The sequence below is a fragment of the Streptomyces sp. NPDC001568 genome, assembly GCF_042893755.1.
GTDB lineage: Bacteria > Actinomycetota > Actinomycetes > Streptomycetales > Streptomycetaceae > Streptomyces.
On record NZ_JBIAVF010000004.1, the window covers coordinates 82,753 to 97,254 of the forward strand.

Here is a 14,502-nt window from a genome sequence, read left to right on the forward strand (position 1 = left end):
CCATTGCCCCTCCGGATGGTTATCTGTGGCGTATCCATGTACTTACGGCGCCACGCAGCGCCGGACGGCAACGAGGCCGGTCCGGACCGTGGCGCCTTCGCCGTGCCTCCACGCCGCCCACCACCCCCGGGCGACGGGCGGGCCGGCGTGCTCCATCGCAAGGGGGGCGGCACACCGCCGTGAAGAGGATGTTCGTGGCTCCGGATCCGGGGCGTACCAGACTCAGGAACTCGATTCGCGCGGTCGTCGGCGTGGGGCTCGCCGTCGCCGTGGCCGAACTGGCCGGCCTGTCCCTGACCGCCTCCATCACGGGTGGGCTCGCGGCCCTGCTCGCGCTGTTCACCGTCCTCGACACGAACGTGCGGGCCCAGCGCGTGACCACCGCCCTGCTGCCGGTGGCCGGCTTCCCGGTGCTGGCGCTGGCCACCACCCTCCACAGCGTCCCGACCGCCCGCGACGCCGCCTTCCTGGCCGTGGTGTTCGCCGGGGTGTACGCCCGCCGTTGGGGGCCGCGGGGCCACGCCCTCGGCATCTTCGGCTTCATGATGTTCTTCGTCACCCAGTTCCTGCACGCCGTGCCCGCGCAACTGCCCGAACTCTTCGCCGCCGTCACGCTGGCGCTGCTCTCCGCGGGCGCCGTGCGGTTCCTGCTGTGGCCCATCGAGCGCCGCACCCCGCCCGCCGCCGCCCCACCCGGACTGCCGGGCACCGGCCTGGCCCGCCCCACCACCCGGCAGGCCTTCCAGGCCACCGCCGCCTGCGCCTTCGCCCTCGCCATCGGCCAGATGCTCTCCGAGGACCGCTGGTACTGGGCCGTCGGCACCGCCTGGTGGATCTTCGTCAACACCGCCTCGCGCGGCGAAACCCTCGTCCGCGGCTTCCGCCGCGTCCTCGGCACCGTCCTCGGCATCGCCGCCGGTCTGCTGATCGCCGTCCCCCTGCACGGCGCGCCCGCGCCCACCGCGGCCCTCGTCGCCGTCTGCGTCTTCGGCATCTTCTACACGGCGGCGCCGTCGTACTCCTGGATGATGTTCTTCGTCACCGTCATGGCCGGACTCCTCTACGGCCTGCTCGGCGTACTGCACCCCGGCCTGCTCCTGCTGCGCTTCGAGGAGACCGCCGTCGGCGCCCTCGGCGCGGCCCTGGCCGTCGTCCTCATCCTGCCGGTGACCACGCACGGCGCCAACGACGCCTGGATCCAGCGCGCCCTGCACTGCGTACGGGCCGCCACCGCGGCGGCCCTGGACCGCCTCGCCGGGGACCCGGCCGCCGATCCCGCCCCGCACGCCGCCGAACTGGAACTGCTGCTCGCCCGCGTACGGATGGCCCTGGCGCCCCTCGTCCACCCGCTGAGCCCGCTGCGCGCCCGCAAGGCCCGCGCCCGGCAGGTCCTCGCCCTGCTCGACGACTGCGCCCGAGAGGTGCGCGGCCTGGTCGTGGTCGCCGCCGACCCGCAGGCCTCCCACGACGCCCGGCTGGCCACCGCCTGCTGGCGGGTGGAGGCGGCCGTCGAAGCGCTCACGGCCCCGCCGGGCTCCACGGGCCCAGCGGCCCCGGCCGAGCCGGCCCGACCCGCCGCGGCCGAACCGGCCCTGGCCCACCTGCACGGGCTGGAGCAGGCCCTGACGGCCCTGGCCACCCCGCTGCGCACCGACCCGCGGGCCCCGCTCGTCACCGCGTAGGCGTGGCCGGCGGCCACCGGCCTCAGGGGTGGCCGGGGGAGGGGGACGCCGGGCCGGTCGACGCCGTGCCCGGCGGCTTCTTCGAGGTGCCGCCGTCGCACTGGAGGCTCACGGCGACCGCCGTCGTGGGCTCGCCCTCCACGGGGGCGACCCAGCCGGTGTGCGCGGTCCAGTTGGCCTTGCGCAGGCTGTGCCCGCCGGTGATGGCGGGCGCAACGGTCCGCCAGCCCCGCGAGCCCGCCTTGTCGAACGCGTCCCGCACGGCGGCGTCGGCCGTGGCCGACTCGTGCTCGGCGCTCAGGTACTCGTGGCACTCGATCGCGATGTGCTCCTGCGGCATCCGTCGCACCTGGATCCCGGCCTCGGCCAGGGCGGACGTCAGGTCCGCGACGGCCGTCTCCGCCGAGATCGGCGGGCCCGAATAGCGCTCCTCCAGGGGGCCGAGGTCCGCCAAGGGGTTCACGCACCCGCTCACCGTCGCCGCCGCCACAGCCATCACCGCGGCGATGACCGCCGGTCCCACCCGCATGTGCCACTTCCTCCCCGATTACCGCCGAAGTCTCGCACGACAAGATCACGGCGGGCCACGCCCGGGTGCCGCCGTCTCGCGCTCCCCCGGGGCCGGGGTCAGGCTTGGTAGGGGGCGCCGCGACACGGATGGAGGACGGCCTGTGGACACGGGAGCGAGCGAACCGGCCCGGGCGGCGGCCGGCGGATTCCTGGACAACCCGCTGATCGGCATGTCCCCCTGGATCGTCTTCTCGCTCCTGGTGGGCCCCGGCCGGTTCGAGATCGCGGTCACCCTCTCCCTCTGTGTCGCCCTCGTGCTGGTGATCGGCGGTCGGATCGTCCGCCGGGGCAGCTCCTGGAAGCTCCTCGAACTCGCCGACGTGATCTTCTTCGCCGCCCTCGCGCTGATCGGGCTGATGGCGAGCGACGGCACCCGTCGCTGGCTGGAGACGTACGCCGGCGAGGTGTCCAACATCGCGCTCGTCCTCGTCGCCTTCGGGTCGATGGCGGTGCGGATGCCCTTCACCCTCCAGTACGCCCGTGAACAGGTCGACCCGGCGCACTGGAACGCCCCGGAGTTCCTGCGGGCCAACTACCTGATCACCGGGGTGTGGGGGCTCGCCTTCCTGGTGTCCGCCCTCGCCGGCGCCTACGGCGACCTGGTGCTGCGCAACCCGAACAACCTCTGGACGGGCTGGATCATCCAGATCGCCGCCATCGTCGCGGCGGTCCGCTTCACGCTCTGGTACCCGAAGGTGGTGCGGGCCCGCGCCCAGGGCCGCGAGCGCGGCCCGCTGTCCCCGTCCGCCCTGTGGGTGCCGGTCGCGGGGGTGCTCGTACCGGCGGGCATCGCCGTGCTGATCTTCGACGGGGACCTGTGGTGGTTGGGCGTGGGCCTGATCGTGGTCGGCGGTTCCCTCACGCGGGCCCTGCACCGCCGGGCCTCCGGGGCGCCCGCCGGCGACGTGCCGGCGGCCTGAGACGCCGGTTGCGCGCGCGGCCGGCGCGTCCCGCGCGGCGCTCCTCAACTCCCCGGTTCGGGCCGGATGATACGCCCGTACGGTTCGCCACCGCAGGCACATGCTCAAAGCTCACTCGGAGGAGTGTTCCGGGCGTTCCCGGGGCACTTCGCTGACCTGCGGCCTGTACAAACGGTGAGTGGTGATTGCACGCTCGTCCGGAACGTATGGGATGGATCTGGTCGTACAGGGGGTAACCACCCGGAATGGAAATACTGCAGCAGCAGTCGAGCACCGCTCAGGTGTGGGAGGAAGCCGAGGAGTTCATCCGGCTCTTCCACCGGGAGAATCCGGAGGCGGGTGACCCGCGCGTCCGACTCGCCGCGGTACGGGCGGAGCTCGCGGAGACCGGGACCTACCGGCACACCCCGCAGGAGCTGGTCCACGGGGCCCGGGTGGCCTGGCGCAACAGCAACCGCTGCATAGGCAGGCTCTACTGGAACTCCCTGCGGGTGCGCGACCGGCGAGGGCTGACCGACTCCAAGGACATCGCCGACGAGTGCTTCGAGCACCTGCGGGAGGCGACCAACCGCGGCCGGGTCCGGCCCACCATCACCGTCTTCGCCCCGGACGCCCCCGACCGACCGGGGCCGCTGATCTGGAGCGAGCAACTGGTGCGGTACGCCGGGTACGGCGACCATCCGTCCGTCACGGTGGGCGACGCCCGCAACGCCCCCCTGACCGAGGTCCTGTTGGGGCTCGGCTGGGCCGGCGGCCCGGGAACCCCCTTCGACCTGCTGCCCCTGGTGGTCCAGGGCGTCGACGACAAACCCCGCTGGTTCGACACCCCCGCCGACGCGGTGCTGGAGGTGCCGATCCGCCACCCCGACGGGCGCGACGACTGGTCCGACTGGGCACTGCGCTGGCACGCCGTACCGGCCATCTCCAACATGTGCCTGGAGATCGGCGGCATCCACTACCCGGCCGCCCCCTTCAACGGCTGGTACATGGGCACCGAGATCGGCGCCCGCAACCTCGCCGACACCGACCGGTACAACCTGCTTCCGGCCGTCGCCCGCCGACTCGGTCTCGACACCTCCACCGACCGCTCGCTCTGGAAGGACCGGGCCCTGGTGGAACTCAACCGCGCGGTACTGGACTCCTTCGACCGGGCCGGGGTCACCATCGCCGACCACCACACCGAGTCCCGCCGGTTCCTCTCCCACCTGGAACGGGAGGAGCGCAAGGGTCGGGACGTGGGCGCGGACTGGTCCTGGATCGTCCCGCCGATCTCCGGTTCCGCCACCCCCGTGTTCCACCGCACGTTCGAGGACCGGCCCAGCACCACGGCCTACGTCCACCATCGCGGCGCGCAGGACCGGGCCAGAGGACGGGACTTGGTCTAGACCTTCTGTTACCGTCGGCTCGGAACGGATCCGGAGCGGCGGAGAGGGGCACCAGTGAACGGCGCGGACAGTACGGACCACGGCGGCGGGCACCGGGCCTACATCGGCTCGTTCACCTCGGGGGGCGGCCGCGGCATCACCGTCGCGGCCGTGGATCCGTCGACCGGGGCGCTGACCCCGCTCTCGGTCACCCGGTCCCTCCCGGACCCCTCGTACCTGACGGTCTCGCGGTCCACCGGCACGGTCTACGCGGTGAGCGAGACCGAGCAGGGCGCGGCGGGCGCCTTCCGGCCCACCGTCGAGGGGCTCGTCCCGGTAGGGCCCGCGGTCCGCGTGGGCGGCTCCGGCCCCACCCACCTCGGACTGGCCGGAGGGCGGCTGCTCACCGCCAACTACACCTCCGGAAGCGTCAGCAGTCTTCCCGTGGCCGCCGACGGCAGCCTCTCCGGACCGGCCTCGGTCCTCACGCACCGCGGTACGGGACCCGACGGAAGGCGGCAGCGGGCGCACGCGCACCAGGTGCTGCCCGACCCGTCCGGCCGCTGGGTGCTCAGCGTCGACCTCGGCACCGATTCGGTGCGGGTCTGCGCGCTCGACGGGGCCACCGGCGTGCTCCGCGTGCACTCCGAGACCGTGCTGCGCGCCGGGAGCGGGCCCCGGCACCTCGTCCCGCATCCGACGGATCCGGTGATCTACGTCCTGCACGAGCTGGAGCCGCAGCTGACCGTCTGCCGGTGGAACGCCGCATCCGGGCAACTGGAACCGGTGTCGGAGGTTCCGGTGGCCTCCAGGGGCGCCTCAGGGGCCGTACGGCCCTATCCGTCGGCGGTCGTCGCCTCGCCGGACGGGCGCTTCCTGTGGGCGGCGGTGCGGGGCACCGATGTCCTCATCACGTTCTCGCTGGCCGGTGGCGCCGAGAAGCCGCAGCTCACAGGCACCGTCGGATGCGGCGGCAGCTGGCCGCGCGACCTCGCCGCGGACCCCTCGGGGCGCCGCCTGTACGCGGCCAACGAGCGGTCCGGGGACGTCACCTGGTTCGATGTGGACCCGCTGACCGGTCAGCCCCGGCGGGCGGGCTCCGTCCCGGTGCCGGCAGCCACCTGCGTGGCCTTCGACTGACGCCCCCGCCGGGTTGCCGGGGCACGCGCGAGGGCCCGCCCCGGCTTCCCGGGAGCGGGCCCTTCGGGTACGGGACCTACTGCGAGACGGCGCCCAGGGTGATCCCGAGGGCGGCGCTGTACTGGGCGACGGCGAGCTTGCCGAGCGCCGGGTAGGCGCCGAGCACCTCGGCGGTGGCGCAGTCGGCCTCCTTGCAGGCCGAGTCGAGCAGGCCCTCGGCGGCCTCGGGGCCGATCAGGTAGGGAGCCAGCGCGAGCTGGGCCGAACCGGAGCCGCGCAGCTCGGCCGCGACGGCCGCCACCGAACCCTCCTGGTCCAGGGCCGCCGCCATGACGGGCACGGCGAGCCGGGCGGCCAGCAGCATTCCGGTGATCCCGGCGGCCTGGACGGCCTCCTCCCCGCCGGTGGTGGCGAGGATGATGCCGTCGGCGGCGGTGGCCACGGTGAACAGCCGCGCCCGGTCGGCGCGGGCCAGGCCGGCCTCGGAGAGGCGCACGTGCAGGCCCTCGGCGAGCAGCGGGTGCGGGCCGAGTACGTCGGCCAGCTCGGCGGCGGCCGAGGAGTCCATCAGCGCCTGGCGCACCCGGCGCAGCAGGCCGCCGTCGGGGCCGGCCAGCAGGGGCACGACCACGGCGTCCGGGCCGGTCGGCGCGGGCACGTCGTGACCGGCGGCGCGGGCGAACTCGGCGCGCGCGGCACGCTCGTTCGCGACGGCGGTCAGCACACCGGACAGCGAGGGGAACTCGGCGCGGGCCGCGTCCTCGCCGTCAACGCCCTCCAGGTAACCGATCCGGGCGTCCAGCCCGGGCAGCTCGGAGCGGCCGATGCTGATGATCTCTTCCGCGAGGCCCCGCGAGGCGGCCGAGGGGGCACCGGGCACGGCGAGCACCAGCGCGGGTGCGCCCTCGGGCGCCACCGCGGGCTCGGGCCGGCGGTGCCGTCCGGTCTGGCGGGGTCGCGGCATTCGTACGGGCAGGCCATTTGCGGGCCCAGTGGGGGAGCTCATGGCGCCGCATGCTACTGGTTTATCGGAACGGGGTGTTCGGGCAGGGGCCGGGCGGGCGGCATCTGTCCGTATTTATCCGTTGAATGTCATATAAGGTTCAACCGACTGTGGGCAAGCGCCAGTCGACGGGCTGTGCTCCCTGACGAACCAGCAGGTCATTGGTCCTGCTGAAGGGCCGCGAGCCGAAGAACCCGTTGGTCGCGGACATCGGGGACGGGTGCACGGACTCCACGGCCGGCAGCTCGCCCAGCAGTGGCCGCAGATTGCGTGCGTCGCGCCCCCACAGCACCGATACCAGGGGCTTGCCGCGTGCGGCGAGGGCCCGGATCGCCTGCTCGGTGACCGCCTCCCAGCCCTTGCCGCGGTGTCCGCCGGTCTTGCGCGGGGCCGTGGTGAGGGCGCGGTTCAGCAGCAGCACGCCCTGCCGGGTCCACGGCGTCAGATCGCCGTTGGCCGGGCGGGGCATGCCGAGGTCCGTGTGCAGCTCCCGGAAGATGTTGTCCAGGCTGGGCGGCACCGGCTGGACGTCCGGTGCCACCGAGAAGGACAGGCCCATCGCGTGCCCCGGGGTGGGGTACGGGTCCTGTCCGACGATGAGCACCCTGACCTCGTCGAAGGGCTGCTGGAACGCGCGCAGCACGTTCGCCCCGGACGGCAGGTAGGTTCTGCCCGCCGCGATCTCGGCGCGCAGGAAGTCGCCCATCGCGGCGACCTGCGCCGCCACCGGCTCCAGAGCCCGGGCCCAGCCCGGCTCGACGATCTCGTTCAAAGGTCTCGCTGCCACGGTTGATCACTCTAGTGGCTCAACGGGACAACGCCTCAACCGAGCACGGCGGCCCGCACGCACAGCACGTCCGGCAGGTGTTCGGCGAGCAACTGCCAGCTGTCGCCGTCGTCGTGGCCGGCGTACAGCTCGCCGTTGCGGTTGCCGAAATAGATGCCCGCCGGGTCGGCGTCGTCCGTGCACAGGGCGTCGCGCAGCACCGTGCCGTAGTGGTCGCCGGTCGGCAGGCCCTTGGAGAGCGGCTCCCAGGTGGCGCCCGCGTCCCGGGTGCGGAAGACCCGGCAGCGGTGCTCCGCCGGGACCCGGTCGGAGTCGGCGTTCAGCGGGAACACGTAGGCGGTGTCCGGTCGGTGCGGGTGGGCGGCCACGGCGAAGCCGAAGTCGGAGGGCAGCCCGGCGCCGATGTCGGTCCAGTGCGTGCCCGCGTCGTCGCTGCGGTACACGCCCCAGTGGTTCTGGAGGTACAGCCGGTCCGTGTTCCCCGCGTCCTGGGCGATCTTGTGGACGCACTGGCCGAATTCGGGATCGGGGTCGGGCAGGAACACCGCGGAGACCCCGTGGTTCGACGGGAACCAGCTCGCCCCGCCGTCGCGGGTGCGGAACACCCCGGCGGTGGACACGGCGACGGTCACCGCCAGCGGGTCGCCGGGATCGGTGACCACGGTGTGCAGCCCCTCGCCGCCGCCGCCCGGCTCCCAGGCCGAGCGGCTGGGGTGCTCCCACAGGGGCCGTACCAGCTCGAAGGACTCGCCGCGGTCCGTGGAGCGGAACAGGGCGGCCGGTTCGGTCCCCGCGTAGACCACGTCCGGGGCCTCCGGGCCGGCCGGGTGCAACTGCCAGACGCGCTCCAGGGAGGCGCCCGTGTCCTGCGGGAACTTGACGGCTGCCACGGCGGGTTCGCGCCAGTTCGCCCCGAGGTCGTCGGAACTGAAGACGGACGGACCCCAGTGGGAGCTGTCGCCGCCGACCAACAGTCGAGGGGTGGGTCCCCGGCGGTCGATGGCGACGGCGGACACGGCCTGGGCGTTGAAATGGGGCCCGTCGAACTCCCAGGCCCCGGCGCCCGTGCGCCGTCCGATGAAGAGCCCCTTGCGGGTACCCGCGAGCAGTAGCACGTCGGTCATGGCCGACACCTCCGGACGTCCTTGTCCTTCACGGCAGCATTCAAGCCAGTCTGCACCCGCCCACCGACAGCGGCCGTGTGGCACGCGCGACGCCTCGACCCGGTTGTACGTGAGGTCTCGTACTACGAGAGATTTCGTAGTACGGTGATTCTCGTACTTAGCGCCGATCCCCGGTGCGCGTCCGGTGACATCTGGAGAGCCCCATGAGTGCTGCCCCCGCCGCCTTCACCGCCCTGTTCCAGCCCTACACCCTCCGTTCGGTGACCGTCCCGAACCGCGTCTGGATGGCGGCGATGTGCCAGTACAGCGCCGAGCCCACCGGCCCGGGCGCGGGCGTCGCCACCGACTGGCACTTCGCGCACTACGCGGCCCGCGCCACCGGCGGCGCCGGCCTGATCATCCAGGAGGCCACCGCGGTCTCCCCCGAGGGTCGGATCACCCCCTGGGACCTCGGCATCTGGAACGACACCCAGGTCGAGGCGCTGCGTCGGATCACCGCCTTCCTCAAGGCCCGCGGGACCGTCCCGGGCATCCAGATCGCGCACGCCGGGCGAAAGGCCTCCACCGACCGCCCCTGGAAGGGCGGCCGACCCCTGGGCCCCGAGGCGCACGGCTGGCGGCCCGACGCCCCCAGCGCGGTCCCCTTCGCCGAGGGCCAGCCGGTGCCGCACGAGCTCACCCCCGACGAGATCCGCACGATCACCGGCGAGTTCGTGGCCGCCACCCGCCGCGCCCTCGCCGCGGGCTACGAGATCGTCGAGATCCACGGCGCCCACGGCTACCTGATCGGGGAGTTCCTCTCCCCGCACAGCAACCGGCGCACCGACTCCTACGGCGGCTCCTTCGAGAACCGCACCCGCTTCGCCCTCGAAGTCGTCGAGGCCGTCCGCGCCGAATGGCCCGAGGAGCTCCCACTCTTCTTCCGCATCTCGGCCACCGACTGGCTGGAGCGCGACGGCTGGACCGCCGACGACACCGTCCGGCTGGCCGGTCTCCTCCAGGAGCGCGGCGTCGACCTGCTCGACGTGTCCACCGGCGGCCTCGCCCCCGGCGTGACGATCCCGCTCGGCCCCGGCTACCAGGTGCCGTTCGCCGCGCGGGTCAAGGCGGAGACGAGCCTGCCGGTCGCCGCCGTCGGCCTGATCACCGAACCCGAGCACGCCGAGAAGATCCTCGCCAACGGTGAGGCGGACGCCGTGCTGCTCGGCCGGGAGCTGCTCCGTGACCCGTACTGGGCCCGCCGGGCCGCCGTCGAGCTCGGCGCGCAGATCCCCACGCCGGAGCCCTACCACCGCGCCTGGTGAACCGGTGCGGCGCGGCGGCCCCCACGCCCCGCGCCGCACCCCGCCCCGTCCTACGACGGTTCTCGTACGATGGGCCCGCGGGGGGTCCGGTGCCCCCGGCCGATCGACCCACCGAACGAGCGGAGCAGGACATGACGGAACGTGACGCGGCCCGTGTCCTCGCGCACCCCGAGCCGGGAGCGATCCGGCTGGAAGGGGTCCTGCACGCGCTCTCCGACCCGCTCCGGCTGTCCATCGTCCGGGACCTCGCGGCCTCGGACGCCGAACTGGCCTGCTCCCACTTCGACCTGCCGGTCACCAAGTCGACGACGACCCACCACTTCCGCGTCCTGCGCGAGAGCGGCGTCGTGCGCCAGACCTACCGCGGCACGGCCAAGATGAACGGCCTGCGCCGCGCCGAACTCCAGACCCTCTTCCCCGGCCTGCTGGACAGCGTCCTCGCCGCGGCCGACGCGGAGGCGTCCCGCCTGGCCGCAGCCGTGGTCTAGGCCGTCCCTTTCGGATCTTGCCTGACCGGCAAGATCCGAAAGCGAAGACCTAGGGCCGGGCGTCCATGCGGTGGATGAGCCTGCCGTCGGGACCGAAGACGTCGATGTGGTAGCCGTTCTTGAAGGACGCCCCCTCCTTGTTCATCAGGTGGGTGGTGACCGAGGCGTTCTGTCGGCGGAAGATCGCGTCCCCCTCATCCGCGTTGCGGGTCCGCACGACCACCCGCGGCACGCCCTCCAAGCCGTCCTCGATCTGGATCCCGTACACGTCCGGGTCCCCGCCGCCCGCCCGGTAGCGCTCGGCCAGGGCCGTCGCCTCCTGGGGAACGGCCGTCGTCGTGGACGTCGGGCCGGGCAGGGCCTGCCTCCGGGGTTCCTCCGTGCAGCCCACCAGCAGTGCGGCTCCCGCCAGCGCCGTCAGTGCCGCGTACGTACCCCGTCGTAAGGTGTGCCCCATCGCCAACTCCCCTGTTCGGTAAAGGATTCAGCGACCCTATGCGAGGCCCGCCGCGCCCCGGAGGCCGGCCCAGTCGGGGATCTTCACCGAGCGGCGTCCCAATGAGCGGCCGAGTTCCGCCTCGGCCGCCTCGATGGCCAGCCAGCCCGGCCACTCCACCGGCCGCAGCCCCGCCGCGCGCAGCGCGTCCAGCGGGTCCTGGGGGAGTGCGCGGCGCGCGAGTGCCCCCGCGTCCTGGAGCAGCGAGGACACCGTCTCCTTGGCGCACGGCCGGTTCGTGCCGATCACGCCGGTCGGCCCGCGCTTGATCCAGCCCGCCACGTACTCGCCGACCGAGGCCCGGCCCGCGCGCAGCACCCGACCCGCCGCGTGCGGCACGGTTCCCCGCGCCGCGTCGAACGGCAGCCCGGGCAACGGCACCCCCAGGTACCCCACCGAACGCAGCACCAGCTCGGCCGGCAGGTCCTCGTACGCGCCGGTGCCCGTGACGCCGCCGCGCCCGTCGGGGGCGGTCCGCTCGCAGCGCAGGGCCCGTACGCGGTCGTCCGGACCGCCCAGCACCTCCACGGGCCGCAGGTAGAACCGCAGGGTGAGGCGGCGAGGCTGCCCGGCGTCCGTACCCGGTTCGGTCCAGCCCCGCAGTACTTCCACGTTGCGCCGGGCCACCGCGGGCAGGGCCGCCGCCGTGCCGGGGTCCGCATACGCCGGGTCCAGGGCCGCCTCCGCGGCGTCGACCCGGATCCCGACGCCCGGGAGCGTGCCCAGTTCGCGGAGTTCCTTGGTGGTGAACCGGCCCTGGGAGGGGCCGCGACGGGCCACCATGGACACCTCGCGGACGCCGCTGCCGGCGAGCGCGCCGAGCGCCGGCTGGGGCATGTCGGTCGGCGTCAGGTCAGCCGCGCCCCGGGCCAGGATCCGCGCCACGTCCACCGCGACGTTCCCGGCGCCGACGACCACGGCCGAGCGGACCCCGCTCAGGTCGAAGGCGTCGGCGTCCGGATGGCCGCTGTACCAGGACACGAAGGCCGTGGCGGAGTGCACGCCGGCCAGCTCCTCGCCGGGGATGTCCAGGAGCCGGTCGCGGGCGGCGCCCACGCAGTAGACGACGGCGTGGTAGAGCTCGAGCAGCCGGGCCGTGGAGAGCGGACCGGAGCCGACCTCCACGTTCCCGAGGAAGCGGATCCGCTCCTCTTCGAGGACCGTGCGCAGGCTTCCGGTCAGCGATTTGATCTTCTCGTGGTCGGGGGCCACCCCGTACCGCACGAGGCCGTACGGAGCCGGCAGCCGGTCCAGCACGTCGACCCGCACGCCGGGTACCTCACGCTGCTGGACCAGTGCCTGGGCGGCGTAGACCCCGCTCGGGCCCGAACCGACGACGGCGACACGAAGCACGGCGGAGCTCCTCCCGCAGGTGCTCCCAGCATGACACCGGCCCCCGGACCCGTCAGCCCATCGCGCGCATCCGGTGGATCTCGGCGCTCTGGGTGGCCACCACCTCGTTCGCCATCTCCTCGACGGCCACGTTGTTGCCCTGCGCGAGGGCCTCGCCCGCCATCTTCAGGGCGCCCTCGTGGTGGGCGGTCATCAGCTTCAGGAAGAGCCGGTCGAAGTCGGCGCCCTTGGCGGAGCGCAACTCCTCCAGCTGCTGGGGCGTCGCCATCCCGGGCATCGCCCCGTGGTCGTGGCCGCCGGGCGCGGGCGCGGGGTGGCGGGTGAGCCACTTCTCCATGGCACCGATCTCGGGGGCCTGCGCGGCCGCGATCCGCTCCGCGACCCGCTTGACGCCTTCCGCGGCGGCCCGCTCCGGGGCCAGCGCGCTCATCGCGAGGGCTTGGCGGTGGTGTTCGGTCATGTTCCGCACGTAGGCGTGGTCGGCCGCGTTGGGACTGTCGTCGGGCCGTTCCCTCGCCGCCTGTTCGGGGGTGAGGGTACGGGCCTTCTCGCCCGGTCTGCCGGGTGCGACCACCACCGTCGCCCCGCCTTCGGCCGCGTCCGCGGCGCCGTCGTCCTCGCATCCGGTGACGAGGAGGAGGAGTGCGGCGGCCAGCGCCGCCCCCAGGAATCGGCCGACCGATGCATTTGCCATGTCCATGGAAACGACGATACTGCCGGGGTCCAGGTTCCGTTCCCGCGAGGAACGGGACGTTCGGGCCCCCACGGGAGGCACAGTGACCTCGCTGCACACCGTCAGAGTGCGCCACCGGAGCCTGGGGGTGGCCTTGGCCGCCGCCGGACTCCTCACCACGCTCCTGGCCACCGCCGGACCGGCGGCCGCCACCCCCGACCCCGGCGACTTACGCCCGGGAGTCGGCTCCGGAGGGAGCGCCGCTTCCGCCCCGGACCGCGAACTCGCCCCGGGCGAGATACCCGGCCAGGACGAGATCGTCCACAGCCGCAACATCAAGCCGTTGGCCAACATCCCCAGTGCCAACCCCGACGGCATCAACTCCGACCTGGCCTTCGAGGGCCGGTACGCCTACGCGGGCAATTACGACGGCTTCACCGTCTACGACATCGGCAATCCCAAGTCCCCCAAGGTGGTCAGCCGGGTCCTGTGCCCGGGCGGCCAGAACGACATATCGGTCTCCGGCGACCTGCTCTTCCTGTCCACGGACTCCTCGCGCAGCGACGACTCCTGCAACAGCGTCTCCCAGCCGGCGACGGAGAAGTCCTCCTGGGAGGGCATCAAGATCTTCGACATCAAGGACAAGAAGAACCCGAAGTACATCAAGTCCGTCGAGACGGCCTGCGGCTCCCACACGCACACGCTGGTGCCGGGCGGCCGCGACCTCTACCTCTACGTCGCCTCGTACTCCCCGAACGAGGCCTTCCCGGACTGCAAGCCGCCGCACGACGGCATCTCCGTGGTGAAGGTGCCCAAGAAGGCCCCGACCAAGGCCGCCGTCGTCGCCTTCCCCGTCCTCTTCCCGGACGGCGGCAACCCGGGCGCGCCCGCCAACCCGGGCGTCTCCAAGACCACCGGCTGCCACGACATCACCGTGCTGCCCTCCAAGAACCTGGCCGCCGGCGCCTGCATGGGCGACGGCATCCTCTTCGACATCACCAAGCCCGAACAGCCGAGGGTCATCGACCGGGTCCAGGACAACGTGAACTTCGCGTTCTGGCATTCGGCCACCTTCAACGAGCGCGCGAACAAGGTGGTGTTCACCGACGAGCTGGGCGGCGGAGGCGGCGCCACCTGCAACGAGGCGACCGGTCCGAACCGCGGCGCCGACGGCATCTACGACATCACCGGCCGCGGCGACCAGCGCAAGCTCGTCTTCAAGAGCTACTTCAAGATCCCGCGCCACCAGGCCGACACCGAGAACTGCGTCGCCCACAACGGCTCGCTCGTCCCGGTCGGCGGCGGCCGCGACATCATGGTCCAGGCCTGGTACCAGGGCGGCGTCTCCGTCTGGGACTTCACCGACTCCACCCGCCCCAAGGAGATCGGCTACTTCGAACGCGGCCCGCTGACCACCGACGCGCTCGGCCTCGGCGGCTCCTGGTCGGCCTACTACTACAACGGGCACATCTACTCGAACGACATCGTCAAGGGCCTCGACGTGCTGCGGCTCGACGACTGGCGCACCGACAGCGCCAAGTGGGTGCGGATGGACCGCCTCAACGTGCAGACCCAGCCCGACTACCACTGACGGCGGC

General features: G+C 73.1%; 14 protein-coding genes. 7 read left to right on the top strand and 7 right to left on the bottom strand.

The window, feature by feature from the left end; all coding sequences use genetic code 11:
• Positions 1-188: 188 nt before the first annotated feature.
• The gene (locus tag ACFY0I_RS08525) at positions 189-1,682 is read left to right on the top strand and encodes an FUSC family protein (protein ID WP_388892786.1); all 1,494 of its coding nucleotides are present in this window, start codon (positions 189-191) and stop codon (positions 1,680-1,682) included.
• Positions 1,683-1,704: 22 nt separating this feature from the next.
• Here the strand turns inward: ACFY0I_RS08525 and ACFY0I_RS08530 are convergent, their stop codons facing one another.
• A complete protein-coding gene (locus tag ACFY0I_RS08530) occupies positions 1,705-2,211 on the bottom strand; it encodes a hypothetical protein (protein ID WP_388892027.1) in 507 nt (168 codons plus the stop codon).
• Positions 2,212-2,353: 142 nt separating this feature from the next.
• Here ACFY0I_RS08530 and ACFY0I_RS08535 point away from each other — a divergent pair, with 142 nt between their 5' ends.
• From ACFY0I_RS08535 to ACFY0I_RS08545, 3 genes are all read left to right on the top strand, one after another.
• Entirely contained in the window at positions 2,354-3,172 is an 819-nt protein-coding gene (locus ACFY0I_RS08535; RefSeq protein WP_388892029.1) for a hypothetical protein, read from the top strand.
• A 245-nt stretch (positions 3,173-3,417) separates the two neighbouring features.
• Positions 3,418-4,557: a nitric oxide synthase oxygenase gene (locus ACFY0I_RS08540; protein ID WP_388892032.1), complete on the top strand. Its 1,140-nt coding sequence runs from the start codon at positions 3,418-3,420 to the stop codon at positions 4,555-4,557.
• Between the two features lie 54 nt (positions 4,558-4,611).
• The gene (locus tag ACFY0I_RS08545) at positions 4,612-5,676 is read left to right on the top strand and encodes a lactonase family protein (protein ID WP_388892035.1); all 1,065 of its coding nucleotides are present in this window, start codon (positions 4,612-4,614) and stop codon (positions 5,674-5,676) included.
• A 76-nt stretch (positions 5,677-5,752) separates the two neighbouring features.
• On the opposite strand, the gene ACFY0I_RS08550 is transcribed toward ACFY0I_RS08545, so the two are convergent.
• The 3 genes from ACFY0I_RS08550 to ACFY0I_RS08560 form a co-directional block, all read right to left on the bottom strand.
• Positions 5,753-6,682: a sirohydrochlorin chelatase gene (locus ACFY0I_RS08550; RefSeq protein WP_388892038.1), complete on the bottom strand. Its 930-nt coding sequence runs from the start codon at positions 6,680-6,682 to the stop codon at positions 5,753-5,755.
• A gap of 97 nt (positions 6,683-6,779) precedes the next feature.
• Positions 6,780-7,466 carry a uracil-DNA glycosylase gene (locus ACFY0I_RS08555; RefSeq protein ID WP_388892040.1) on the bottom strand — a complete coding sequence of 229 codons (687 nt, stop codon included), beginning with the start codon at positions 7,464-7,466 and terminating at the stop codon, positions 6,780-6,782.
• Positions 7,467-7,501: 35 nt separating this feature from the next.
• Positions 7,502-8,590: a WD40/YVTN/BNR-like repeat-containing protein gene (locus ACFY0I_RS08560; RefSeq protein ID WP_388892043.1), complete on the bottom strand. Its 1,089-nt coding sequence runs from the start codon at positions 8,588-8,590 to the stop codon at positions 7,502-7,504.
• Positions 8,591-8,793: 203 nt separating this feature from the next.
• Here ACFY0I_RS08560 and ACFY0I_RS08565 point away from each other — a divergent pair, with 203 nt between their 5' ends.
• Together ACFY0I_RS08565 and ACFY0I_RS08570 are read left to right on the top strand one after the other, a co-directional pair.
• Entirely contained in the window at positions 8,794-9,894 is a 1,101-nt protein-coding gene (locus ACFY0I_RS08565; RefSeq protein ID WP_388892046.1) for an NADH:flavin oxidoreductase/NADH oxidase, read from the top strand.
• Positions 9,895-10,025: 131 nt separating this feature from the next.
• Entirely contained in the window at positions 10,026-10,382 is a 357-nt protein-coding gene (locus ACFY0I_RS08570) for an ArsR/SmtB family transcription factor (RefSeq protein ID WP_388892048.1), read from the top strand.
• 49 nt (positions 10,383-10,431) lie between these two features.
• Here ACFY0I_RS08570 and ACFY0I_RS08575 read toward each other — a convergent pair whose 3' ends face one another.
• Genes ACFY0I_RS08575 through ACFY0I_RS08585 form a run of 3 tightly spaced genes read right to left on the bottom strand, consistent with a single transcriptional unit; the run spans position 10,432 to position 12,931 of the window.
• Positions 10,432-10,839, bottom strand: a complete 408-nt coding sequence (locus ACFY0I_RS08575) for a hypothetical protein (protein WP_388892051.1) — start codon at positions 10,837-10,839, stop codon at positions 10,432-10,434.
• 36 nt (positions 10,840-10,875) lie between these two features.
• Positions 10,876-12,231: an FAD-dependent oxidoreductase gene (locus ACFY0I_RS08580; RefSeq protein ID WP_388892054.1), complete on the bottom strand. Its 1,356-nt coding sequence runs from the start codon at positions 12,229-12,231 to the stop codon at positions 10,876-10,878.
• A 52-nt stretch (positions 12,232-12,283) separates the two neighbouring features.
• On the bottom strand, positions 12,284-12,931 hold the full coding sequence (locus ACFY0I_RS08585) for a DUF305 domain-containing protein (protein ID WP_388892056.1): 648 nt from the start codon (positions 12,929-12,931) through the stop codon (positions 12,284-12,286).
• A 76-nt stretch (positions 12,932-13,007) separates the two neighbouring features.
• Between ACFY0I_RS08585 and ACFY0I_RS08590 the strand changes: the two genes are divergently transcribed.
• Positions 13,008-14,495 (top strand): LVIVD repeat-containing protein, encoded by a 1,488-nt coding sequence (locus tag ACFY0I_RS08590; RefSeq protein WP_388892059.1) that lies wholly within the window; start codon positions 13,008-13,010, stop codon positions 14,493-14,495.
• Positions 14,496-14,502 lie beyond the last annotated feature (7 nt).